This window comes from Streptomyces sp. NPDC048275 (assembly GCF_040652275.1).
Classification (GTDB): domain Bacteria; phylum Actinomycetota; class Actinomycetes; order Streptomycetales; family Streptomycetaceae; genus Streptomyces.
Genome location: NZ_JBEZLR010000051.1, coordinates 1 through 23,356, shown reverse-complemented (window position 1 = coordinate 23,356; position 23,356 = coordinate 1). Strand labels below are relative to the sequence as shown.

Genomic DNA, 23,356 nt, shown 5'->3' with positions numbered 1-23,356 from the left:
CTGACAGCTGACGCATGATGGAGGTCCCATGTCTCACCCCGAGCCTCATGTGCAGGGCCACTGCGACGCACGCTTCACGGCGGTGCGCGCGGCGTTCGAGGAGAACTTCCACGATCGGGGTGAGCTGGGCGCTGCCGTGGCGGTCACGCTCGACGGCGAGACCGTCGTGGATCTGTGGGGCGGCTGGGCCGACGCGGCGCGCACCCACCGCTGGGAGCGCGAGACGCTGGTCAACGTGTGGTCGACGTCGAAGGGCCCGACGTCGCTGTGCGCGCACATCCTGGCCGATCGCGGGCTGCTCGACTTCGACGCCCCGGTGGCCGCGTACTGGCCGGAGTTCGCGGCGGCCGGCAAGGAGACCGTCCTCGTACGCCATCTGCTGTCGCACCGCGCGGGGCTGGCCGGGCTGCGCGAGCCGCACACGCTCGCCCAGCTCTTCGACTGGGAGTTGACGGTCGCGCGACTCGCGGCGCAGGAGCCCTGGTGGGAGCCGGGGACCCGGTCCGGCTATCACGCGCTCACGTTCGGCCATCTGGTCGGTGAGGTGGTGCGGCGCGTCTCGGGGCTGTTGCCGGGTGCGTTCCTGGAGCGGGAGGTGACCGGGCCGCTGGGGATCGACTTCACCATCGGGCTGCCGGAGAAGGAGGCCGACCGGGCGGCCGAGCTGGTGCGGTCGTCGGCCGCTCCGAGCAGTGAACAGGCGGCGGCCTTCGCCCGGTTGGCGCCCGCCGCCGTCGCCGCCCTCGCCAATCCGCCGCTCGGCGCCGCCGAGGCCAACTCTCCGGTGTGGCGGGCCGCCGAGGTCCCTGCCGCCAACGGTCACGGCACCGCCCGCGCGGTCGCCGCACTGTACGGGATCTTCGCCGGGCGCGGATCCTTCGGCTCCCGGCGGGTGCTGTCGCCGGAGGCCGCCGAGCGGGTGCGCGAGGGCCAGGGCGCCTGCCGCGATGTAGTGCTGGGCGCCGGGTTCGAGCACGAGACGGAGATCGGGCTCGGGCTGTGGCTGAGCGGCCCGGGTGGCTCGTACGGTCCCAACCCGAGGGCTGTCGGCCACGACGGCTTCGGCGGCTCCTGCGGCCTCGCCGACCCGGAGACGGGCCTCTCCCTGGGATACGTCATGAACCGCATGGGGCCGCACATCGCCGACGACCCGCGGAAGATGGCCCTGGTGGACGCCCTGTACAGCGCCCTCTGACCTGTCCGGGCCGGTGCCGCAGGTGTCACCCGGCGCGACGACGATCGCTCCCGGTGGCCCGAAGGAGGGTGAGTGGACCGGCGCGAACACACCGCGGGCTGCCGCTCCGTCCAAGCCGATCTCGCTCCACGGTCGCCATGGCGGCCCCGAAAGGCTCCGGGTCGACGGCGTACGTCCCCGGTTCCATCAGCGCGGGGAGCAGTTGGTGTCCGCACTTGTGGTGGGCATGGCCGGGAAGCGCGGTCTGCGACACGGGGGCGGTCAGCACGGCGCCGCACCCCGCACACGCGAACACGGCATCGCTCAGGCGGGCACCGTCCCCCTCCCTCGCGTGGCCACGACCATCCGGCACCGCGGGCTGCCGTCCGGCCTGAGCCCGAACTCGGGCAGCGCGTGGAGCTCCACCTCGAACCCGGCCAGGGCCAGCTCCCGCTGTACGTCGCCGAGCCGGAACGCCCGGTAGTACATGACGAACGGCGGACGCCAGACCGCGTTGCGCACCCGCATCACCGCGTCGAATCCCAGCAGGGCCCAGTACCACGGCGAGCTGGGCCGCGGCGGGGCCATGACGGGGAACGCGAAGCGCCCGCCCGGCCGCAGCGCGGAGTGGACCTCGGCGAACAGACTCGGCAGTTCGCGCGGCAGGAAGTGTCCGAACGCGCCGAAGCTCACCACGAGGTCGAAGGCGGGCCGGAAGGGCAGGGCGCGGGCATCACCACGCACCCGTGCGACGCGCGGCGCGCCGGTGCGCGGTGCGGTGAGGTGCCCCTCCGCGAGCTCTGCCCGCTCCCGCCCCACAGCGAGCATCCCGGCACTGATGTCGATCCCTGTGACGCTCTCCCGGCAGAGCTTCACCAGGACGTCCATGCCCGCCCCGGTGCCGCAGCACAGGTCGAGCCCGTGGTCGAACGGGCCCAGCGGTCCAAGTGCCCGGCCGACCGCGTCGAGAATCGAGTCCGGTGTCCGGAACGGTGTGTGGTCGAACTTCGGCGCGAGCAGGTCGTAGCCGTGCTCGACGGACGACAGGGCCTGAACGGCCAGTTCGCGGAGGGTGGGACCGTGCGGGGTGAACATCACGTTGAGTTTAGACCGACCGGCAATTGGAGGGCGGCGTCCCCTCCCATTGCCGGTCGGTCTTAGGGCAGCGCGTACCGCAGGCGCTGGCCCAAGGTCCTCTTCATGACTTCGCTCCGGGCCGGTCGACCCCGTGGTAGCGCTCGTACAGCGTGCCGCCGACGCCCGGTCGGGGCCGCCACGCGAACGCGTGGCGGCCGATCCGCGGCTCAGCCGATCGTCAGGACGATCGCGCCGGAGTACGTGCCGCCCGCCTCGATGGCCGTCGCCGTGCCGTCGACCGTCATGGTCACGGACTTGCCGCTCGGTGCCTTCACGGCCGCGTCGGCGGCGACGATCAGCCGGGTCAGGTGCGAGGTGCCGGTCACCGTCCAGGCCGAGCCGCTGTTCAGCTGGACGATCACGCCGTTGTTCACCGCGGCCTGGACGGTGTTGGTGACCTGGCCCAGCTCGTAGAAGTTGGAGGAGTCGATCGTGCTGACGCGGTGCTGGGCCTTCGAGGCCGAGAGGACGCCCCGCACGGTCGACTCCTCGAAGGTGAGAACCATGTTCTTGCCGTTGCGCATGCCGTTGTAGAAGTCGCCCTTGAGCGCGATGGAGGTGAAGGTGGCGGCGCCGTCGGCCGGGTGGACGGCGGTCGGGTCGAAGGCCGTGTCCTTGGCCGGGTCGTCCGTGGGCTCGGTGTAGACGCCGACGTTCATCATCTTGCCGTCGACGTTCACCGGGCCCGGGTCGTCCAGCTCGATCATCTGCAGGATGACCCCGTTGCGCGGATTGAGTCGGACGCCCTGGGAGCCGTCCACGGTGATCGACGTCTGCTGACCCTTGTTGAGGAAGGTCGACCTCTCGGAGTTGACGACCGTGCCGCCGTCGAGCTTCAGGGTCCCGGCGCCGAAGAACATGTAGCCGAAGTGGCCGGAGTCGACGACCGTGTTCCGGACCGGTACCGCCGCCAACTCGGTGTCGCTCAGCCCGAGTTCCAGCTCGGTGTTGAGCGCGGCCACCGCCTCCCGCGTGCTGTCGCCGTAGTGCACCGAGGCGGCCGGGCCCGCGATGATGGTCGCGTAGCTGCCGACGTCGAACTGCGAGCCGAGCACGCGCACGACCGCGTCACCGATGGCGTAGGTGCCGTAGCCGTACTCCCCCGTGTTCCCGACCTGGCTGTTGATCGTCGTCAGCTTGAGTCCGCTGCCGCCCTCGACCGACAACGCGCCCCATGTCTCGGAGAAGACCGTGGAGTTGAGGTACGTCGCCCTGCTTTTCTCGCCGATGAGGTTGGCGGCGCGGACGTTTCCGTCGAGGCCGAGCATCCAGGGCACCGACTCCATGTAGGGCGTCTCGACGGTGGCATGGTAGTCGGCGGGCAGGACTCCGTTGCGTGTGTGGACGGAGGAGTTCTTGACGATGACGTTCGCGCCGCCGTTGGAGATGACGCCGGTGCGTACGACACCCTTGGTCGCGATCCGGGCGCCGTCCACCACCAGTGTGGTCGATGCCCCGTCGCCCACGACGGCCGCGCCGTAGCCGGCGAAGTCACAACGGCCGTTGCCGGTCAGGGAGATGGTCGGCCGCTGGAGCGTGTAGCTGCCGTCCCGCACATAGACGCCGTCGAAGCACTCGCCGGTGGAGGTGATCGCGACGTTCTTGGCGAGGGTGTGGGTGACCTTGCCGCCGAGCACGCCCGCGAGGACCGACTTCGCGGTCACGACACCGTCGGAGTCGACGTACAGCGCCTGCCGGAACGGGAAGGTGAGGGTCTCGTACGTCACCGCGTTGGCCTGCGCCACGGTGAGGACGACGTCGCCCCGGTAGACGCCGGCGGAGATCAGGGTCGCCGTTCCTCCTGTCTCGGTGAGGAGTTGGCCCGTCTCGACCCCGTCGGAGCGGCTCGCCCGGCGGTACGAGGGCTTCGCCCGCTGTGTGACTGTGCCGGCGCCGTTCCCCGACGTACCCCTGGTGGAGGCCATGTACTGGCACCACAACCGGCACGCCGACCCGGCGCACCGATGGCTGCGCGAGACCGTGCGGAAGGTGGGCGCGTCGCTGGACGAACCCGTGCCCCTGGAGATCACCGGCGTGGATGCCACCCATGAGGAACGCGCGTTTCCGGAGCTGGCCCCGGCTTCCTAGCGTGGGGAGCGAACCCACGCCCCCATGGAGGAAGCCGTGAGCCGCACACGCCTGACCGGTCGCACCGTCGTCATCACCGGAGCCGCGCAGGGCCAGGGAGCCGCCGAGGTGGCGGCCGCGGCCCGCGAGCGCCGCCGTCGTCGCGACGGACGTCCTCGACGAACTGGGCGAGAAGCTGGCCGCCTCCCTGCGCGCCGAAGGCCTGGACGTGCGCTTCCAGCACCTGGACGTGTCGTCCCCGGAGGACTGGGCGAAACTGGCGTCGTCGCTCTGCGCAGTGCACGGGCTCGTCAACAACGCCGGAATCCCCCTGCGCGCCCGCCTCGGCTCGGTCGAACTCACCGACTGGAACCGGGCGTTCGCCGTGAACACCACCGGCCCGATGCTGGGCATCCAGGCTCTCTCCCCGCTCATGCCCTCCGGTGCCTCGATCGTGAACGTCGGCTCGGTCGCCGGCCTCACCGCCCACCACGCCGTCGCCTACACGGCGAGCAAGTGGGCGTTGCGGGGCCTGTCGAAGGTGGCCTCCCTGGAGCTGGCCCCCCGCGGCATCCGTACGAACGTCATCCACCCCGGCTACATCGAGACCCCTCTGATGGCGACCGCCGACCCGGTGTTCGTCGCGGCACATCTGGCGATGACCCCGCAGGGCCGCGCGGGCACGGTCGACGAGGTGGCGCCGCTGGTCGTCTACCTCCTCTCCGACGAGGCGTCGTACGTCAACGGCGCGGAGATCACGGTCGACGGCGGTTACGCGGCGCACGGCGGGGTGAAGGCGATCACGAACGCGCTCGACGCGCCGTGACGACCCGCGCGGCGGTCACGGGAGCGGCTGCTCGGTCCAGATGATCTTTCCATGGGGTGTGTAGCGGGTCCCCCAGCGCTCGGTGAGCTGGGCTACGAGGAAGAGGCCGCGGCCGCCCTCGTCCTCGTTCCTGGCGCGGCGCAGCCGGGGCGAGGTGCTGCTGCCGTCGGACACCTCGCAGATCAGCGCACGGTCGCGAAGCAGCCGCAGCTGGACCGGGCCGGTCGCGTGCCGAATGGCGTTGGTGACCAGCTCGCTGGCGATCAGCTCGGTGGTGAAAGCGAGTTCGTCCAGGCCCCAGGCGGCCAGCTGACCGATGACCGCCGCTCGGGACCGGGAGACGACCGCCGGGTCACTGGGCAGGTCCCACTGCGCGACCCGTTCGGGTCCCAGCGTGTGCGTACGGGCCACGAGCAGGGCCACGTCGTCGCTCTTCCGGGTCGGCAGCAGTGCGTCGAGAACCGCCTCGCAGGTGTCCTCCGGTGCCCGGTCTGCGCGGGCCAGGACGGTGCGGAGCTTGTCCAGGCCGGAGTCGATGTCCCGGTGCCGGTCCTCGATCAGTCCGTCGGTGTAGAGGACCAGCTGGCTGCCCTCGGCCAGCTCCAGTTCGACGGTCTCGAAGGGCATCCCACCGAGGCCGAGCGGGGGCCCCGGGGGCAGATCGACGAAGTCCACCGTTGCGTCGGGTCCCACGATCGCGGGCAGGGGGTGCCCGGCGCGGGTGAGGGTGCAGTGTCGGGACACCGGGTCGTAGACGGCGTACAAGCAGGTGGCTCCGACGATTCCGGAGTCCGTCTGGGTGTTCTCCACCGCCCAGCCCTCGCCCCGGTCGAGCCGTCCGACCAGGTCGTCGAGGTGGGTCAGGAGGTCTTCGGGCGGCAGGTCCAGGGAGCAGAAGTTGTGCACGGCGGTGCGCAGTCGGCCCATGGTGGCGGCGGCGTGCAGACCGTGGCCCACCACGTCGCCGACGACCAGCGCCACCCGGGCGCCGGACAGCGGGATGACGTCGAACCAGTCGCCGCCCACGCCGGCCTGCGCGGGCAGATAGCGGTAGGCCACCTCGACGGCGTTCTGCTCGGACCGGCCCCGCGGCAGCAGGCTGCGCTGCAGGGCGAGGGCGGTCTCGTGCTCACGCGTGTAGCGCCGGGCGTTGTCGACGCAGATCGCCGCGCGCCCGGCCAGCTCCTGGGCCAGCGACAGGTCGTCGTCCTCGAAGGGGGCGGGCTTGCGGGAGCGGTAGAAGCTCACCACGCCGAGGGTCGTGCCTCGGGCCCGCAGGGGCACCGTGATCAGGGAATGGATCCCGGCCGCGAGCACCCGTTCGCGGCGTTCCGGATCCTGGGCGAGCCAGCCGCCGGCCTCGATCAGCACGGGTTCGAGCACGGACCGCGTGCTCTCCAGGCTGCGGGCCTGCGGCGTGGACGGCACAAACTGGACCAGATCTCCGACGCCGTACAGGTGGGAGCCCTCATGAACGGCGCCCATCGCGACCCTGCGCAGCGGGGAGCCCCCGCCGAGCGGGCCCGGCTCGTCGCCGTGCAGCACCGGATCGGGCAGGTCGACGGCGGTGAAGTCGGCGAACCGGGGGACGGTCACCTCCGCCAGTTCCTCGGCGGTGCGAGTGACGTCCAGGGTGGTGCCGATCCTGACGCCGGCGTCGTGCAGCAGCTCCAGGCGCCTGCGGGCCAGCACGGCCAGTCGGCCGACACCGGGCTCGCCCACGAGCAGCAGCCAGTCGCGGGCACCGGCCTCGCCGTCACCCTCGTCGGTTCCGGTCGGCGCCGCCGGCTGCGGCCCGGTCGCGGTGGACGGTGGTACCGGCGCGGACGGCATGGTCACGGCCCGTACGGCGACCGGCGCCGCAGCCACGGCCGGTACGACATGGTGCAGCCGGGGGCCGCCGAAGACACGGGCCTCGACGGCCACGCCGGTCTCGCCGGCCGCGCCGATGACCGGGCGGCGCAACAGGGTGGCGATCCGACCGCCGGAAAGGAGTACCTCGTCGAACGTACGCCGCGGCGAGGCGAGAAGCTCCTCGGCCTTCTCCCGCAGCACGGCAAGGTCGATCCGGCCCAGGTCGCCGCCACTGTGGGCGTTCCCGCGGCCCGGCGCCGCGGACTCGCGCTGCCACGGCCATCCACCCGTGTCACGGTCGGCCCGCCGGTACGCGGCGAGCAGGGCCCGCTCCCGTTCCGTGGACTGCTCCAGCAACCGCGCCTCCACGGCATGGGCGGCCTCGCGGACCAGCCGCAGCATCGCGGGGTCGCCGTCGTCGCGCAGGCAGGTCAGATCGAGGACGGCTTCGATCCGGCCGCTGAGGGGGTCGCGGACGGGTGCGCCGGCACAGGCGAACGGCTGCATGCAGTCGGCGAAGTGCTCACGGCCGACGATGTAGATCGGCCTGCGCTCGGCCAGGGCGGTGCCGACGCCATTGGTGCCGGCGACGGGTTCGGAGGCGTCGAATCCGGGGGCGAACCGCACCTCGTCGAGGCGCTCGCGCAGCTGCCGGTCACCGCCGAGCCGCTGGACCATGCGGCCCTGGGCGTCGCAGAGCGCGATCGTCATGCCCACTTCGGCGAGTGAGGCGGTCAGGTCCTTCAGCACCGGCTCGGCCGCGAGCAGGAAGTGGTCGTCCAGTGCCAGGTCCGGCGCATGCGGGAGCAGCAGCCCGCGCGGCTCCAGCCCGGCGTACCGGCATCGCTTCCAGGAGTCGAGCACGGAGTCCCGGACATCGGTGTCTACCAGCGCACCGGTCAGGAAGCGCTCATGTGCATCGACGAGCCCGCCGATGTCGTCCCAGGCGACGGACAACCGGATCACTTCCCTCGCCCGGAGACCGGCCCGATCGCGCGCCGCCGTCGGCTCGCCGACCGGCGGCGACCTCCAGACACTTCACCCTAGACCTTCCGTGACACACGTCACAACATCGGGCCCTCCGGGGCCAGGGCGGCCGCCCGTCGGCCAGGCGAAGGCCCGCGAGCCGGACGTCCGGGGCGCCGGGCTGTTCACGGGACGAACAACCTCGGCGCCCGGCGCGTAGCAGGCGAGCGCCCGCTCGACGTCCTGCTCCCGGGCCGCCTCGATCGCCCCCCCTCCAGGCTGTCGCGCTCCAGGATGTCGAGGCCGGCGACGTACTCCTTCGTCTCCGTGAACGACCCGTCCGTCCGCAGCACCTCGCCGCCGCGTACGACATCCGGTACGCGACAAGGCCGGGGCTTTCGCCCCCGGCCTCTCCGTCGCGAGGTACGCGCTACGCGGTCGCGGTCTGCGCGGCCGCCTCGTCCGTCGCGCCGACCGCCGACCGGGCGGTGTTCTTCCGTACCAGCAGCAGGGTGACCACCGCGCCGAGCAGCGAGGCGCAGCCGCAGATCACCACACCCAGGGCCATGCCGTGGCCGAGGGCGGTCTGGGCCGCCGCCCTGGCGCTGTCGCTGCCCGCGTTCACGACGGCGAGGGGACCGGCCGCGGCCTCCATGCCCGCGTCCGCTCCGCTGAGCTTGCCCACCAGCGCCGAGGACGCGGCGCTCATCGCGATCGTGCTGATCACGGCCGGGCCGAGCCCCTGGCCGAACTCGCGGACCAGGCTGGTGGCGCCGCTGGCCATACCCGTCATGTGGATCGGCACGGCGTTCACGGCCGCCGAGGTCAGCGAGGACACCACGCAGATGAAGCCGATGCCGAGCAGCAGCACCGGGCCCGATGAAGGCGGCGAGGGAGGTCGTGGTGATGGGGAGCGCAGCGATCCAGAACTGTCCCGCGGCCATCGGCAGCAGACCGCCCATCAGGAGCCAGCGGGCGTCGACGCGGGTGAGCATCTTGCTCAGCACCGGTGCCAGCAGCAGCGGGATCAGCTGCAGGATCACAAAGGGCATGCTGGCCCGCAGCGCACTCAGGTGCATCACGGCACCGAGGCGGATCGAGACGCAGTACGCGGTGCCGATGAAGCCGAACATGCCGGCCAGGGCAACGACGGCCGCCGCCGCGAACGACGGGATCTTCAGCAGGTCCAGGTTGAACATGGGCGAGGCGGAGCGGGTCTCCGCGACGATGAATCCGACGAGGGCCACCGCCGCCAGGGCCAGCGAGCCCACGATCGCCGCGCTGCTCCAGCCGCGTTCGCCACCCTCGATGATGCCCCAGAGCAGCGCGGTGAGGCCGACGGCGATGGTGATCTGGCCGGGCCAGTCCAGGCTGCGCCCTTCGGGAGCCTCGGAGTCGGTGACCAGCTTCCAGGACGTGACCGCGACCACCAGACCGAGGACGACCGGCGGCACGAACGCCCAGCGGAAGTCGGCGACCGTGGCGAGCACTCCGGAGGACAGCGGCCCCACGGCGGAGGCGAGGGAGATGCTGAGCGCCCAGGTGGAGACCGCCTTGGCGCGGTCCTTCCCGTCGGGCGTGGCGGCCGCGATGACCGCGAGGGAGCTGGGGAAGAGCGCGGCGGCACCGATGCCCGCGAGGGCCTGACCGGTCCACATCATGGTGATGTTCTGCGAGGTGGCATTGAGGAGTTCACCGAGCGCCAGGACCAGTCCGCCGAGCACCAGCAGGCGCTTGCGGCCGAACAGGTCTCCCACCACACCGAAATTCAGCTCGAGAATCGCGGTGGGCAGAATGAAGGCGGAGGTCACCCAGGCCACCTGGGAACCCGATGCCCCGAAAGCGGCCTGAATTTCGCCGTTGATGGGCGAGGGGACGGTAATGCACAACTGCGCCGCGGCCACGGCGAGACAGCAGGCTATGAGTGTTCCGAGGTCCAGCCTTTTCAAGGATTTCGTGGAGATCGAATCCGTCATCGTGCGTGCCCTCACTCTGCGTTTTTCTCTATGAGTTCGATGAGATTTCCCTCGGGGTCGGTGACCCAGGCCATGCGAACGCCGGGCTCGGGGGACGGCCCCGGCTTCATGGCCTCGCCCGCTCCGTGGGCCACCAGGGCCGCGTAGACGGGGTCGAACTCGGGGGTGGTGACCGCGAAGTGCCCGTATCCCTCGGTGAGGGCGGCGGTCAGCGGGTCCGGCGCCCGCAGCCCGGGCCCGGACCCGGCCCGGGCGAGGAGTTCGATCCGCCAGCCGTGCGGATGCTCCAGGACCACGGCGCTCAGCCCGGGCCCGTCGAGGGTGAACGCGAAGACCTCCGTCAGCCCGAAGGCGTCCTTGTACCAGGCGGTGAGCGCGGGCAGATCGCGTACGTTGACGCCCACGTGGTCGAGTCGTGTGTTCACCGGCGCTCAGCCGGCCATCGCGCTGTCGCCGCCGTCGACCATGAGGTTGGCGCCGTTGACGAACGCGGCCTCGTCGGAGCACAGGAAGACCGCGGCGCGCGCGATGTCCTCGGGCTCGCCCACCCGGCCGACCGGGATGCGTGCCTCCAACTGCGCCTTCGGCCCGTCGGGATCGTCGAGGAAGGGCGCGGTCGCGGACGTACGGGTCATGCCGGGGGCGATGGTGTTGACGCGGATGCGGTGCGGGGCGCCGGCCGCGCACAGGTGCTTGCTCATCGCCAGCACCCCGCCCTTGGCGGCGCCGTGCGGCACCATCGGCATGAAGGGTGCGCCCCGAACGGCGGCCACCGAGGCGACGTTGAGGACGGCTCCGCCGCCGCGGGCGATCAGATGCGGCCAGGCCGCCTGCGTACAGAAGTACGGGATGTCGAGCTCGTTCTTGATGGTGAAGTACCAGTCCTCGGCCGGCATGGTCTCGAACGGCCCGTTCCGCAGGGCGGAGGCGTTGTTGTAGAGGATGTCGAGCCCACCGAACGCCGCGATCCCCGCGTCGATCCACTCCCGGGCGCCCGCCTCGGTGGACAGGTCCACCGGAGCCAGGGACCGCATGACGCCGCCGGCCTTCTCGACGAGTTCGACCGTTTCGGCGGCGGCTTCGGAATCAATGTCGCTGCCGAATACGGTGGCGCCCTCCGCCGCGAATATCTGAGCCGCGGCCCGCCCTATTCCAGCACCCGTGCCGCTGATGAAAGCGATTTTCCCGGCCAGTCGACCCATGATTTCCGCACCCCTTGTCCCGTACCGCCGGTGTGCGGTGGTGGAAGCGTAGGTACGGCGTTAGGCGAGAACAAGAAAAGGGTCAGCTCAGGGCCATCGCGGTGTCGTATGGCTGGTATGCGCCAAGTCAGCCGCGGGCGGCCCCCGGCCGTACCGGAAGCGCCCGCACGCTGTTGCCCACGAAGCCGGAGTGACGGGAGAGTTCCGCCTCGGGCACGGCGAGGTCGAGGTCGGGGAAGCGGGTGAACAGCCGCTCCAGGGCGATGGTCGACTCCATGCGCGCCAGCGGGGCGCCGAGGCAGTAATGGGCGCCGTGCCCGAGCGAGAGGTGTCGGGCGGTGTCGGGCCTGCCGGGCCGGGTGACGTCGAAGTGGTCGGCGTCCGGCCCGTGCACGGCGTTGCTGCCGGGCCGAGTTGAAGGCCGTACGACGATCGTTTCCGCCTACTCACAGCTGGATCAGATCCGCCATGGGCACAGCACAGAAACGAGAAGACGTCCAGGCCGGCCCACGTGGGCCGGCCTGGACGTCCTGATCAGACCGTCATGATCAGACGAGGTCGAACCGGTCCAGGTCCATGACCTTGTTCCACGCCGCGACGAAGTCGTTCACGAACTTCGCCTTCGCGTCGTCGCTCGCGTAGACCTCCGCGAGCGCGCGCAGCTCGGAGTTGGAGCCGAAGACGAGGTCGGCACGGGTGCCGGTCCACTTGACTCCGCCCGAGGCGTCGCGGCCCTCGAAGGTGGTCTGGTCCTCGGAGGTCGACTTCCACGTCGTGCCCAGGTCGAGCAGGTTGACGAAGAAGTCGTTGCTCAGCGTGCCCGGGGTGTCGGTGAAGACGCCGTGCGACGAGCCGCCCTGGTTGGCGCCCAGGACGCGCAGGCCGCCGACGAGGACGGTCAGCTCGGGGGCGCTCAGGGTGAGCAGGTTGGCGCGGTCGAGCAGCAGGTACTCGGCCGGCAGGCGGTTGCCCTTGCCCAGGTAGTTGCGGAAGCCGTCCGAGGTCGGCTCCAGCGCGGCGAAGGACTCCGCGTCGGTGTGCTCCTCGGTCGCGTCCACCCGGCCCGGCGTGAAGGGGACCTCCACGTCGAAGCCGGCGTCCTTGGCGGCCTTCTCGACCGCGGCGGCACCGCCCAGGACGATCAGGTCGGCCAGGGAGACCTTCTTGGCACCGGAGTTGAACTCCGACCGGACGCTCTCCAGGACGCGCAGGACCTGGGCGAGCTCGTCGGGGTTGTTGACCTCCCAGCCGCGCTGCGGCTCCAGGCGGATGCGGGCACCGTTGGCGCCGCCGCGCTTGTCGCTGCCGCGGAAGGTGGACGCCGAGGCCCACGCGGTGGAGACCAGCTGCGAGACCGTCAGGCTCGAGTCGAGCAGCTTGGCCTTCAGAGCCGCGACGTCGGCGGCGTCGATGGCCTCGCCCTCGGCGGCCGGCAGCGGGTCCTGCCACAGCAGCGTCTCCTGCGGGATCTCCGGGCCGAGGTACAGGGACTTCGGGCCCAGGTCACGGTGGGTCAGCTTGTACCAGGCGCGGGCGAACGCGTCCGCGAACTCGGCCGGGTTCTCGTGGAAGCGGCGCGAGATCGGACCGTAGATCGGGTCGAAGCGAAGCGAGAGGTCGGTGGTGAGCATCGTGGGCAGACGCTTCTTCGACGGGTCGTGCGCGTCGGGGATGATCGCCTCGGCGTCCTTGGCCACCCACTGGTTGGCGCCGGCAGGGCTCTGGGTCAGCTCCCACTCGTAGCCGAAGAGGATGTCGAAGAAGTCGTTGCTCCACTGGGTGGGCTTGGTGGTCCAGGTGACCTCGAGACCGGAGGTGATGGCGTCGCCGCCCTTGCCGGTGCCGTAGGTGGACTTCCAGCCCAGGCCCTGTTCCTCCATGGTGGCGGCCTCGGGGTCGTTGCCGACGCTCTCCGCCGGGCCGGCGCCGTGGGTCTTGCCGAAGGTGTGGCCACCGGCGATGAGGGCGACGGTCTCCTCGTCGTTCATCGCCATGCGGCGGAACGTCTCACGGATGTCACGGGCCGCGGCGATCGGGTCCGGGTTGCCGTTGGGGCCCTCGGGGTTGACGTAGATGAGGCCCATCTGGACGGCGCCGAGCGGGTTCTCCAGCTCTCGGTCGCCGGTGTAGCGCTGGTCGTCGAGCCAGGTGGTCTCGGGACCCCAGTAGACGTCCTCGTCGGCCTCCCAGACGTCGGCGCGGCCGCCGCCGAAGCCGAAGGTCTCGAAGCCCATCTGCTCCAGGGCGACATTGCCGGTGAGGATCATGAGGTCGGCCCAGGAGATGGACTGGCCGTACTTCTTCTTGACCGGCCACAGCAGACGGCGGGCCTTGTCGAGGTTGCCGTTGTCCGGCCAGCTGTTCAGCGGCGCGAAGCGCTGCTGCCCGCGGCCGCCACCGCCGCGGCCGTCGCTGATGCGGTAGGTGCCCGCGCTGTGCCAGGCCATACGGATCATCAGCGGGCCGTAGTTGCCGAAGTCGGCGGGCCACCAGTCCTGCGAGGTCGTCAGCACCTCGGCGATGTCCTGTTTGACGGCCGCGAGGTCGAGGTTCTTGAAGGCCTCGGCGTAGTCGAACTGCTCACCGAGCGGGTTCGCCACGGCGGGGTCCTTGGCGAGGATCTTCAGGTTGAGCCGCTCGGGCCACCACTGGCGGTTTCCGCCGCCCTGAGTCGGGTGCGAAGCGCGCCCGTGCGCGACGGGGCAGCCACCCGCGCCCTCCGTTTTCGCGTCTGTGACGATTGCATCGGGGTTCTCAGACATGGCAATCCTTCTGGATTTGGTGGATCACGGTGCTCAGGCACTGCGGGCGGCGGGAGGGCCTCACACACGGGTCACGTCTCTGTTTCATGCCGTACTGGAGTCTTCCTGTCCCTTGGCTATCGCCGGAACTGATCCTACGATGGACAGAGTCCAAGTCAAGAAGCGCGCCATACCCACACTCAATCGGAACTCGGACATCCGCTGGTAAACTTCGTACACCCCGCCGAACCCGAATAGGTGAACCGATATGAGTGACCTGCTGGAGCGACTGCGAGGGCGTGGCTGGCGGATGACCTCCCAGCGGCGTGTCGTTGCGGAGGTCCTCGACGGCGACCACGTGCATCTCACGGCCGACGAGGTACACGCCCGCGCGGCACAGCGGCTGCCCGAGATCTCCCGGGCGACCGTCTACAACACCCTGGGCGAGCTGGTCTCCCTCGGTGAGGTCATAGAGGTCTCCACCGAAGGCCGCGCCAAGCGCTACGACCCCAACGCACACCACCCGCACCAGCACCTGGTGTGCTCCAGCTGCGGCACCATCCGCGACGTCCACCCGACCGGCAACCCGCTGGCCGACCTCCCACCGGAGGAGCGGTTCGGCTTCACGGTGTCCGAGGTCGAGGTCACGTACCGCGGACTGTGCCGCTCCTGCGCCTAGGCAATCGCCGAGCACCGACGCCGGCGTCCACGATCGGGCGGGTGGGTCAGTCCGGCACTCGGCCCACGGTGGCTCCCTCACCGTCCTGGAACTCGATCAGCATCCGACTGTCAGCCAGGTAGACCCAGCATTCCGGAGAGCAGTCCAACAGCGTCTCGGCGTGGGTCGCCACCGTGCCGGCCTCCAGAGCGACGGAGGGCACTGCGAGATTGCTCCAGAACACGACTGCGAGCTCGGTCCCGTCCCCGTGGTCGTGCACCATCCTGCGCAGCTGCGCACCGTCGAACGCAGTGGATCGCTCAAGAACTTCAACACCGTGCCAGTCCAGCCGAGTCGACCCCACCGCACCGAACCGGCTCAAGCTGACTGCGGCAAACGCTCGGTCTTCCTCGTACGAGAGCACGACCGCCGCATCACCCACCGCGGCCACAACCTCCGCGATCGCCTCGGGATGCGTCCCGTAGCCGCCGCTCACACTCAAGACCCCCTAGGACCTTTCTGCCAAGTCACGAAATATCGGGGCCTGCCGCGCCTCACCTCCAAGGGCCTACTTGAGACACGCATGCACCCCTACTGGGGAGAGATTCCCATGACCCGCACATCTCGGCAGCACCACCTTGCGATGTTCGCCCTGTCGGCCGCACCGGCCGGAGGCGGTGGCGTTGCCGGACACCTGCGGCATCGTTCCACGGGGGAACCGTTTCAACGGTCCGAGTCCTCCCAGGTTCTTCCCGCCCCGGCGAGCCACCACCCCGCGTCTCGCCGCTGAGGCGCACATCACAGCCCGGCCCGCCCGTCGGGTGGTATGCTGCGGTCAGCACTTGTGTACGCCCGGTCTCGGGCGCCGGTGCGGTTTCCACCTCTTTTCGCTGATACGCCCGTCGTTGTCCGACCGGTGGACCAGCTTCTCCACATCACCTCTCGAGATCGAGTGCGGTCTCCGCCGTACCCGAAGTGATGTTCCCCGCCGCAGCGAGGCGTGAGCACGCCGCCTCCCCCGGCACATCCCCCTCCTCATGACTTCATGAAACCGTCCTCGAAAGGACCCCTCTCATGACCACCACACTCGAACACCCTCCCGTACAGCAGAAGCTCCCGGCCCAGGCCGCCACCGGTGTCCTCGACATCGCGCACAACGGGCAGGGGTACCTGCGTGCCGCCGAGAGCCTGTTGCCCACACCGGCCGACGTCCAGGTCTCCGCCGCGCTGATCCGCCGTCACGGCCTGCGCAAGGGCGACATCGTCGAAGGTGTACGCGGCGGGCCGCGCGCCCTCGCCGATGTCGAGCGGATCAACGGACGTACGCCCGAAGAGCTGCGCCGCCGCCCGCACTTCCGCGACCTCACCCCGCTGCACCCTCGCGACCGGCTCCGCCTGGAACACCCGGCGAGCGGCATGGCCGGACGCGTCGTCGACCTGGTCTCGCCCGTCGGCAAGGGCCAGCGTGGCCTGATCGTCGCCCCGCCCAAGACCGGCAAGACGGTGCTGCTCCAGCAGATCGCCGCCGCCGTCGCGGGCAACCACCCGGAATGCCACCTGATGGTGGTGCTGCTCGACGAGCGGCCCGAAGAAGTCACCGACATGCGGCGCTCCGTCCGGGGCGAGGTCTTCGCCTCGACCTTCGACAAGACGCCGAAGCAGCACATCGCGCTCGCCGACCTCGTCATCGAGCGCGCCAAGCGGCTCGTCGAGCAGGGCGAGGACGTCGTCATCCTGATGGACTCCCTCACCCGGCTGTGCCGGGCGCACAACAACGCCGCCGCCGCCGGTGGCCGCACCCTCAGCGGCGGCGTCGACGCCGCCGCGCTGCACGGCCCCAAGCGGTTCTTCGGTGCCGCGCGCCTCGCCGAGGAGGGCGGCTCGCTCACCATCCTCGCCACCGCCCTGGTGGACACCGGCTCCCGCGCCGACGACTTCTTCTTCGAGGAGCTCAAAAGCACCGGCAACATGGAACTCCGCCTCGACCGGACCCTCGCCTCCCGCCGGGTGTTCCCGGCCGTCGACATCACCCCGTCGGGCACCCGCCGCGAGGAACTTCTCCTGCCCACCACCGAGTTGGCCGCCGTACGAGGTCTGCGTCGTGCCCTGCAGACGCGGGACGGCCAGGCGAACCTGGAACCCCTCCTGGAGCGGATGCGCACCACGCGGGACAACGCGACCTTCCTGCGCCAGGTCCAGCCGACCCTGCCGGCCGCCTGAACCCTCCCAGGAACCCCTGTCGGCACCCCTTTCGCGTGTGGCATCCGGGTGCTCGATCCCCTCACCCGGGCCTGGCACCCCGCCATACAGCGACTCCGTTCCTACGTTTGCGGTATGACTATCGGATTCTCATCCCGCGTCGCAGTCTCCCGCGTCACCCTCTCCTGCTCCGCCGTCTGCGTGGTCGGCGCCCTGGCCCTCGCGCCAGGTGCGGCCGTCGCCCGTATCAGCGCGGACCCGGATCTGCCGAGACCCGTGACCTCCCAGGAGCCGTCGCTCCATCGGCCCGGGACACAGGTACGGCCACGCACCGAGGCGCCCGAGGTCCCGGACCTCTCCGCGCTGTCGTGGCTGGTGGCCGATGCCCGCACCGGCGCGGTGCTCGCCGCGCACAACGCACACCGCGAGCTGCCGCCCGCCAGTACCCTGAAGACCCTGTTCGCGCTCACGGTGCTCCCGGCGCTGCCCGGCGGCATCCCCCACACCGTCACCGAGGAGGAGCTCGAAGGGATCGGCGAAGGCAGCAGCCTGGTGGGCGTCCGCGAGGGGCACACCTACCGCGTGGCCGACCTGTGGCGCGGTGTCTTCCTCAACTCCGGCAACGACGCCGTGCACGTACTGGCCGCGATGAACGGCGGCTGGAAGTCCACGGCCACCCGGATGCAGGCCAAGGCCCGTGCACTCGGCGCCCTCGACACCCATGTCGTCTCACCCGACGGATACGACGCACCCGGCCAGGTCTCGTCGGCGTACGACCTCGCGGTCTTCGCGCGGGCCGGGCTGCGCAACCCGGAATTCGCGCGGTACTGCTCGACCGCCGTGTCCACCTTCCCCGGCGACGGCTACGCCTACGAGATCCACAACACCAACCGACTGCTGACCGGCGCCGACGGAGTGGAGGAGTACCCGGGCCTGATCGGCGTCAAGAACGGCTACACCACCGAGGCCGGCAACACGCTCGTCGCCGCCGCGCGGCGAGACGGGCGCACCCTCATCGTCACGGTGATGAACCCTCAGGCGGGCGGCGGAGTCACGGTGTACGAGGAGGCGCGCGAGCTGCTCGACTGGGGCTTCGCGGCGGCCGGGCGCGTCCATCCCGTCGGGTCGATCCTCGATACCCGGGCCGTACCGGCAGCGGGACCCGGCGGCGAGCCCGTGGCCCCGCCCTCCAAGAGCGACGCCCCCGGCTGGCCCGAGGCTGCCGGCATCGTGGGCGCGGCCGCTCTGGGAGCGGCAGGAGTGGCCCTCGCTCTGCGCCTCAAGGCCGGGCGGTTCACGCGCGACTGACCGGCCGGCAGCCACAGCAGCAGCCCCAGCGTGATCCACGTATACGTGTTGCTGCCGAGGAATCCGTCGAGGCCGGACGAGTCGTCGAACCACAGCCACACCACGCTGCTGCACAGCACCGCGTACAGGGCGGCGGCGACGCGCAGCCGGTGCCGGTGCAGCAGCACGGCGAAGGACGGCAGCAGCCAGACCAGGTGATGCACCCAGGTGATCGGGCTGACCAGGCAGGCGGCGAGTCCGGTCAGGGCGAACGCGGCCGTCCAGTCCTCGTCGGCCAGGGCACGGGACGTCCGCCACGCCCACACGCCCAGGACCACCACGGCAGCCGACGCCCAGGCTGCCCTGCTCGGCTCACCCGGTGCCGCGAGCCGGGCCAGGACGCCCTGCAAGGACTGGTTGGAGACATAGGCCAGGCGTCCGATGCGGTCCGTGTCCCACAACGCCTCGGTCCAGTAGAAGCGCGACGCCTCCGGTGCCACCCAGGCCGCCAGCGCGGTGGCCGCCGCGACGACGGCCGTGGCGACCCCCGCGGCGCGTCGGCGGCCGGCGAGCAGCAGCAGGGCGATGAAGATCGCGGGAGTCAGCTTGATCGCGGCGGCCAGGCCGATGCCGACGCCCGCCCAGCGGCTCCGGCCGGTCGACAGCAGCCACGCGTCGCTCAGCACGAGGGCCAGCAGCAGGAGGTTGACCTGCCCGAAGCTGAAGGTGTCACGGACCGGTTCGAGCAGGGCCGGCAGACAGCCCGCGAGCGCGAAACCGAACCACCCGTAGCGGCGCAGCGCGGGCCCGACCAGGATCCACACCACGGCGGCCAGCGCAGCGAGGTTGAGCAGCAGCGCGATGGCGATCGCGGTGTGCAGCCCGACCAGCGTCATCGGCAGCATGCCGACGGCGGCGAACGGCGGGTATGTGAAGCCGTACGTCGTTCCCGGCAGCTGATAGTCGTAGATCCGGCCGTCGTGATGGGCCCAGGCGTCGACGGTGCCGTAGTAGACGCGCAGGTCGAACCAGTCACGGAGCAGCGGCACGGTGGCGGTGAACACACCGATGGCGACGGCCAGTCCGCACACGAGGAGCAGGCGTCGGCCATTCGTGGCGGGCCCCTTCACGCCGTCCGCCCCAGTACCGGTGCCTGCGCCGCCTGATGTGCCTGCCAGAGCACGACGAGGGCGAGCACTCCCCCGGAGACAGCCAGGATCACCTGATCGGCGTCCGGTGGGGCTCCACTCGGCAGCACGGCGAGGGCGAGGACTCCGCTGGCGGCCGCGACCCGGTGGCGCACCGAACCGCTCGGCGCCGCCGCGGCGATGAGGAACAGGCCCCACAGGGCGTACCAGGGGCGGATCGCCGGACCGAACACGGCGACCGCCGCCAGGCTCAGGCCCAGCGCGTAGATCGGGCCGGGCTTCAGGCGCAGCCATATGAACAGGACGACGATCACGGTCACCACCAGCCCGGTCGCGTGCCAGACGGGCAGCGCGAGCGGGGCGAGGCCGCTGCCGAGTTCCTTGAGCAGGGAGCCTGTGACGCGGCCGAGCACGCTGGTGGGCGACCAGTTGTGCGGGGAGATGGGGGTCTTCAGAGCCGCCATCCAGCCGTAGCCGGTGCCCGCCGCCGCGGTGGCCGCGACGGTGGTGGCGAGCGCGACCGCGGTCGTGGTCAGGACGGTCCGCACCGCCCCGCGGCGTCCGCGCAGCGCCACGACCGCCAGCAGACCGAGCACGGCGGGCGCCTTGACCAGCGCGGCGAGGGTGATGAGGACGACGCCCAGCAGGTGCAGGCGGCCGCGCGCGGCGACCAGGCCGACGCCGAGCAGCCCGAGCATGATGGCGTCATTGTGCGCACCGGCCACCAGGTGCAGGAGGACGAGGGGATTGAGCACCCCCAGCCACAGCGCGGCGGCCGGATCGGCGCCGCTGTGCCGAGCGAGGCGGGGCAGCGCCGCCGCCATCAACGCGACGCCGAGCAGGGCGACCAGCCGCATGCCGAGCAGCCCGGCCGGGATCTCCCCGCGCGTCAGCCCGGACAGCGCGGAGGCGACGGCGAGGAAGACCGGTCCGTACGGCGTGGTGGTCTGTTGCCACACGGGCGCCACCTCGTCGGCGAGTGGCCCGCCCAACTGGGCGGGCCCGTACGCGTACACGTCGATGTGCGCGTCGACCATGGCGCCCTGCGCGAGATAGCTGTACACGTCCCGGCTGAACAACGGCGGCGCGAGCAGCAGCGGCGCCGCCCACGCGGCCAGCACCAGGAGCAGGGCGCGCGGGGTGGGCGGCTCGGGACCCCGTACGACGGTGCCGAGCAGCGCCCACGCGGCGATCAGCAGGACGACGCCGAAGTACACGCCGACCAGGCCGAGTACGGCGCGGCCGGAGCCGGGGGCGAGGACGTCCCGCGCGGGCAGGGCTCCGGCCGTCTCGCCGCCGAGTGCGAGGAAGGCCGTGCCGGCCAGGCCCAGGGCCTGGCAACGACGGAGATCGATGGGAAAAGCCATGGCCAACACTCGGGAAGTGTGTCAACGACGGGTGGCCGGAAAGCGACGCGATGCCCTCCGGGCGGGGGCTGTGGGGTGACCTGCGGGTGGGGCGTCGGATGCGGGATCGTCGTAGCTGCTCGCGCCCACGCGGGGGAGCCGCCCATGGCACAGCCCCGTGTCCCTGGCGGGGCACGGACGAGCCCCACTGGAACACCGGCTAGAACACCGACAGCCCCGTCAGTGTCGTGAAGCGGTCCAAGGCCGTCACCCCCGTGACCGAGTTGCCGCGTTCGTCGAGGCCGGGGCTCCATACGCACAGCGTGCAGCGGCCCGGTACGACGGCGATGATGCCGCCGCCGACGCCGCTCTTGCCGGGCAGGCCGACCCGGTAGGCGAAGTCGCCCGCCGCGTCGTATGTGCCGCAGGTCAGCATGACCGCGTTGACCTGCTTGGCCTGGCTGCGGGTGAGCAGCCGGGAGCCGTCGGCGCGGATGCCGTGCCGGGCCAGGAAACCGGTGGCGAGCGCGAGGTCGGCGCAGGACGCCGCTATCGAGCACTGGCGGAAGTACTGGTCGAGGAGCACCGGCACCGGGTTGTCGATGTTGCCGTACGACGCCATGAAATGGCCGAGGGCCGCGTTGCGGTCGCCGTGCAAGGCCTCGGAGGCGGCGACGTCCTTGTCGAACGTCAGCGAAGGGTTGCCGCTCTCGGCACGCAGGAACTCCAGCAGCGTGCCGGCCGCGTCCCCGGTACGGGTCTGCAGTCGGTCGGTGACGACGAGGGCGCCCGCGTTGATGAAGGGATTGCGCGGGATGCCGTTCTCGTACTCCAGTTGGACCAGCGAGTTGAAGGGGTTGCCGGAGGGCTCGCGGCCGACGTGCTCCCACAGCTCGTCGCCCTCGCGGGCCAGGTCGAGGGCGAGGGTGAAGACCTTGGTGATGGACTGCGTGGAGAACGGTTGCCGCCAGTCCCCCACGCCGTACACCGTGCCGTCGAGTTCGGCCACGGCCATGCCGAAGCGGCGCGGGTCGCAGGCGGCCAGCGCCGGGATGTAGTCGGCGGGCCGCCCGCGGCCGGGTGTCTGCTCGATCTCGGTGGCGATGCGCTCCAGGACCGGCTCGAAGGGCAGGGACGGGGACATGATCATCATTCTGCCGCCCGTCCGGCCCCGGTGCTCATCGGTTCGGACCTCCTGGGTTCGGACCGCCTGCGGGGTGCCGCTGCCGGCGAGCACCTCGGGGCGCAGCAGAGCCTCGAGCCTCCATCGGGTCGACCGACGCGCGTCCGCGGGCGGCCTCGGCAGCCCCGGGGCGGGCGGCAGGCAGGATGCTGCCATGCACCGTCGACAGATCAGTTCCATCGCCCACACCCGTCACCCCATCGCCGCGCCGCTGAGCGATGCGTCCGTGCGGACACTGCTCGACCGGGCCGTCCCCGACGGCGACGCCCGGCTCCTCGATCTCGGCTGCGGATCGGGCGCCTGGCTGCTGCGCGCGCAGGCCGGTCGCCCGGACCTGCGTGCCGACGGCGTCGACAGCGACGCCGACGCCCTCGCGGCGGCCCGTGCCGCGGCCGACGCGGCCGGACTCGGCGACCGGGTCGCCTTCTACGCGCAGGACGCCGCCGAGTTCAGCTCACCGCACCGCTACGACCTGGTCTTGAGCATCGGTGCCAGCCACGCCTTCGGCGGCCTGCTGCCCACCTTGAAGGCAGCCGAGAGCCACCTCGTCCCGGGCGGCAGCGTGCTGGTCGGCGACTGCTTCTGGGAGCACGAGCCCGACCGCGGCACCCTCGACGCCGGTTTCGCCGCGGACGAGTACGACGACCTCGCGACGACCGTCGACCAGGTGGTGGCCGAGGGCTGGGTGCCCCTGTACGGACACGTGAGCACCCTCCAGGAGTGGGACGACTACGAGTGGTCCTGGACCGGCTCCCTCTCCCGGTGGGCCCTGGACCACCCCGGTGACCCGGACCACGTCCAGGCCCTCAAGGCCGCGGCCGAGCACCGCGCCGCCTGGCTCCACGGCTACCGGGGCACGCTCGGGTTCGTCACCCTCCTCCTGGGCAGGGAGCCCCGGCCCTGAGGGCCCACCGCCGGGACCGGGCGAGCGGCAGGGAGCCCAGGCCGCCCTACGCGGTCTTGCGGGACCTGCCGGCCTCCGGCCCGTCGTAGGGCGACGAGGACGGGTCGGTGGGCCGGCCCCCGCAGCCGCGGGACCGGCGCACCGCGTGAGGCGGGCCGACCGCCTCCGCGTCACCCGCCGAGCGCCGTCCCGGGGCCGGACTCGCCGGAGTCGTCCAGGCGGTAGAGATGCCTCAGCACGGCGTGCGGAACCGACATGTCGACGACGGCCGCGGTCGCGGGGAATGTGCCCTCGGCTCCCGCCGGGAGCACCAGGTCGGCCTGCAGCGCGGCGGCGAGTGCGACGGCCGCGGGGACCGCACCGAGGTACTGGATGCCCCCGCCGGAGTCGTATGCGACGCTCGACACCACCGGGATGCGGCCGGTGTCGAGGAACAGCCGGACCACCCCCGGATCGACCTGCACGTCCGCCCCGTCCCGCAGCACCAGGGTGCGGCCGTCCTCGCCCGTGATGCCGACCGCCAGCGTGGTGTGGTCGCCCAGGCTGCCGACCAGCCCGCGCTGCACGTGTCCCGCGACGTGCCGGCGCAGCGCGGCCGGGTCGCGAGAAGGCGCTGATCGACACCGATCCGGACCGGGTCCCGCCACTCGCCCTGGAGCCGGACGGCAACAACGCACTCGCCGGCACG

17 protein-coding genes and 4 pseudogenes are annotated in these 23,356 nt (G+C 71.4%); 7 read left to right on the top strand and 14 right to left on the bottom strand.

The genetic code is table 11. The annotated features are described in order from the left end of the window. The first annotated feature begins 28 nt into the window (after positions 1-28). Complete coding sequence (locus AB0D57_RS27030) at positions 29-1,195, top strand: serine hydrolase domain-containing protein (RefSeq protein WP_362078121.1); 1,167 nt, start codon at positions 29-31, stop codon at positions 1,193-1,195. A 12-nt stretch (positions 1,196-1,207) separates the two neighbouring features. Here AB0D57_RS27030 and AB0D57_RS27025 read toward each other — a convergent pair. From AB0D57_RS27025 to AB0D57_RS27015, 3 genes and pseudogenes are all read right to left on the bottom strand, one after another. Next, positions 1,208-1,490: pseudogene (locus AB0D57_RS27025) on the bottom strand (hypothetical protein); the annotation flags it as partial. An 8-nt stretch (positions 1,491-1,498) separates the two neighbouring features. After that, a complete protein-coding gene (locus AB0D57_RS27020; protein WP_362078118.1) occupies positions 1,499-2,269 on the bottom strand; it encodes a class I SAM-dependent methyltransferase in 771 nt (256 codons plus the stop codon). Positions 2,270-2,478: 209 nt separating this feature from the next. Further along, positions 2,479-4,236, bottom strand: a complete 1,758-nt coding sequence (locus tag AB0D57_RS27015; RefSeq protein ID WP_362078116.1) for a hypothetical protein — start codon at positions 4,234-4,236, stop codon at positions 2,479-2,481. On the opposite strand from AB0D57_RS27015, the gene AB0D57_RS27010 reads away from it, so the two are divergent. Both AB0D57_RS27010 and AB0D57_RS27005 read left to right on the top strand, forming a co-directional pair. Next, positions 4,235-4,399 (top strand): hypothetical protein, encoded by a 165-nt coding sequence (locus AB0D57_RS27010; RefSeq protein ID WP_362078113.1) that lies wholly within the window; start codon positions 4,235-4,237, stop codon positions 4,397-4,399. The two genes, AB0D57_RS27015 and AB0D57_RS27010, sit on opposite strands and share 2 nt — an antisense overlap. Before the next feature lie 36 nt (positions 4,400-4,435). Continuing rightward, positions 4,436-5,204 (top strand): annotated as a pseudogene (locus AB0D57_RS27005) (SDR family oxidoreductase). 15 nt (positions 5,205-5,219) lie between these two features. On the opposite strand, the gene AB0D57_RS27000 reads toward AB0D57_RS27005, so the two are convergent. The 6 genes and pseudogenes from AB0D57_RS27000 to katG all read right to left on the bottom strand — a co-directional run bounded on the left by AB0D57_RS27000 (position 5,220) and on the right by katG (position 13,964). Next, positions 5,220-8,024 (bottom strand): SpoIIE family protein phosphatase, encoded by a 2,805-nt coding sequence (locus AB0D57_RS27000; protein WP_362078110.1) that lies wholly within the window; start codon positions 8,022-8,024, stop codon positions 5,220-5,222. Between the two features lie 185 nt (positions 8,025-8,209). Continuing rightward, a complete protein-coding gene (locus AB0D57_RS26995; protein ID WP_362078108.1) occupies positions 8,210-10,000 on the bottom strand; it encodes an MFS transporter in 1,791 nt (596 codons plus the stop codon). A gap of 11 nt (positions 10,001-10,011) precedes the next feature. Then, positions 10,012-10,425, bottom strand: coding sequence for a VOC family protein (locus AB0D57_RS26990; RefSeq protein ID WP_362078106.1), 414 nt, complete (start codon positions 10,423-10,425; stop codon positions 10,012-10,014). 6 nt (positions 10,426-10,431) lie between these two features. Beyond that, positions 10,432-11,202, bottom strand: a complete 771-nt coding sequence (locus AB0D57_RS26985; protein WP_362078104.1) for an SDR family NAD(P)-dependent oxidoreductase — start codon at positions 11,200-11,202, stop codon at positions 10,432-10,434. A 127-nt stretch (positions 11,203-11,329) separates the two neighbouring features. Next, positions 11,330-11,608: pseudogene (locus tag AB0D57_RS26980) on the bottom strand (cytochrome P450); the annotation flags it as partial. A gap of 142 nt (positions 11,609-11,750) precedes the next feature. Further along, positions 11,751-13,964, bottom strand: coding sequence for a catalase/peroxidase HPI (gene katG, locus AB0D57_RS26975; protein ID WP_362078100.1), 2,214 nt, complete (start codon positions 13,962-13,964; stop codon positions 11,751-11,753). Between the two features lie 247 nt (positions 13,965-14,211). Between katG and AB0D57_RS26970 the strand changes: the two genes are divergently transcribed. After that, a complete protein-coding gene (locus AB0D57_RS26970) occupies positions 14,212-14,622 on the top strand; it encodes a Fur family transcriptional regulator (RefSeq protein ID WP_362078097.1) in 411 nt (136 codons plus the stop codon). Positions 14,623-14,668: 46 nt separating this feature from the next. On the opposite strand, the gene AB0D57_RS26965 is transcribed toward AB0D57_RS26970, so the two are convergent. Further along, on the bottom strand, positions 14,669-15,097 hold the full coding sequence (locus tag AB0D57_RS26965) for a hypothetical protein (protein WP_362078094.1): 429 nt from the start codon (positions 15,095-15,097) through the stop codon (positions 14,669-14,671). 578 nt (positions 15,098-15,675) lie between these two features. On the opposite strand from AB0D57_RS26965, the gene rho reads away from it, so the two are divergent. After that, positions 15,676-16,821 (top strand): transcription termination factor Rho, encoded by a 1,146-nt coding sequence (rho, locus tag AB0D57_RS26960; RefSeq protein ID WP_362078091.1) that lies wholly within the window; start codon positions 15,676-15,678, stop codon positions 16,819-16,821. 114 nt (positions 16,822-16,935) lie between these two features. Beyond that, a pseudogene (locus tag AB0D57_RS26955) lies at positions 16,936-17,823 on the top strand (serine hydrolase); the annotation flags it as partial. Between the two features lie 11 nt (positions 17,824-17,834). Here AB0D57_RS26955 and AB0D57_RS26950 read toward each other — a convergent pair. The 3 genes from AB0D57_RS26950 to AB0D57_RS26940 form a co-directional block, all read right to left on the bottom strand. Continuing rightward, a complete protein-coding gene (locus AB0D57_RS26950) occupies positions 17,835-19,217 on the bottom strand; it encodes a glycosyltransferase 87 family protein (protein ID WP_362078088.1) in 1,383 nt (460 codons plus the stop codon). Then, positions 19,214-20,602, bottom strand: coding sequence for a polyprenol phosphomannose-dependent alpha 1,6 mannosyltransferase MptB (mptB, locus tag AB0D57_RS26945; RefSeq protein ID WP_362078085.1), 1,389 nt, complete (start codon positions 20,600-20,602; stop codon positions 19,214-19,216). The genes AB0D57_RS26950 and mptB overlap by 4 nt, the downstream gene beginning before the upstream one ends. A gap of 199 nt (positions 20,603-20,801) precedes the next feature. Beyond that, positions 20,802-21,734 carry a glutaminase gene (locus tag AB0D57_RS26940; protein WP_362078217.1) on the bottom strand — a complete coding sequence of 311 codons (933 nt, stop codon included), beginning with the start codon at positions 21,732-21,734 and terminating at the stop codon, positions 20,802-20,804. Between the two features lie 184 nt (positions 21,735-21,918). Here AB0D57_RS26940 and AB0D57_RS26935 point away from each other — a divergent pair, with 184 nt between their 5' ends. Next, a complete protein-coding gene (locus AB0D57_RS26935; protein ID WP_362078082.1) occupies positions 21,919-22,668 on the top strand; it encodes a methyltransferase domain-containing protein in 750 nt (249 codons plus the stop codon). A 170-nt stretch (positions 22,669-22,838) separates the two neighbouring features. On the opposite strand, the gene AB0D57_RS26930 is transcribed toward AB0D57_RS26935, so the two are convergent. After that, positions 22,839-23,258, bottom strand: a complete 420-nt coding sequence (locus tag AB0D57_RS26930; protein WP_362078214.1) for a hypothetical protein — start codon at positions 23,256-23,258, stop codon at positions 22,839-22,841. Between the last annotated feature and the right edge of the window lie 98 nt (positions 23,259-23,356).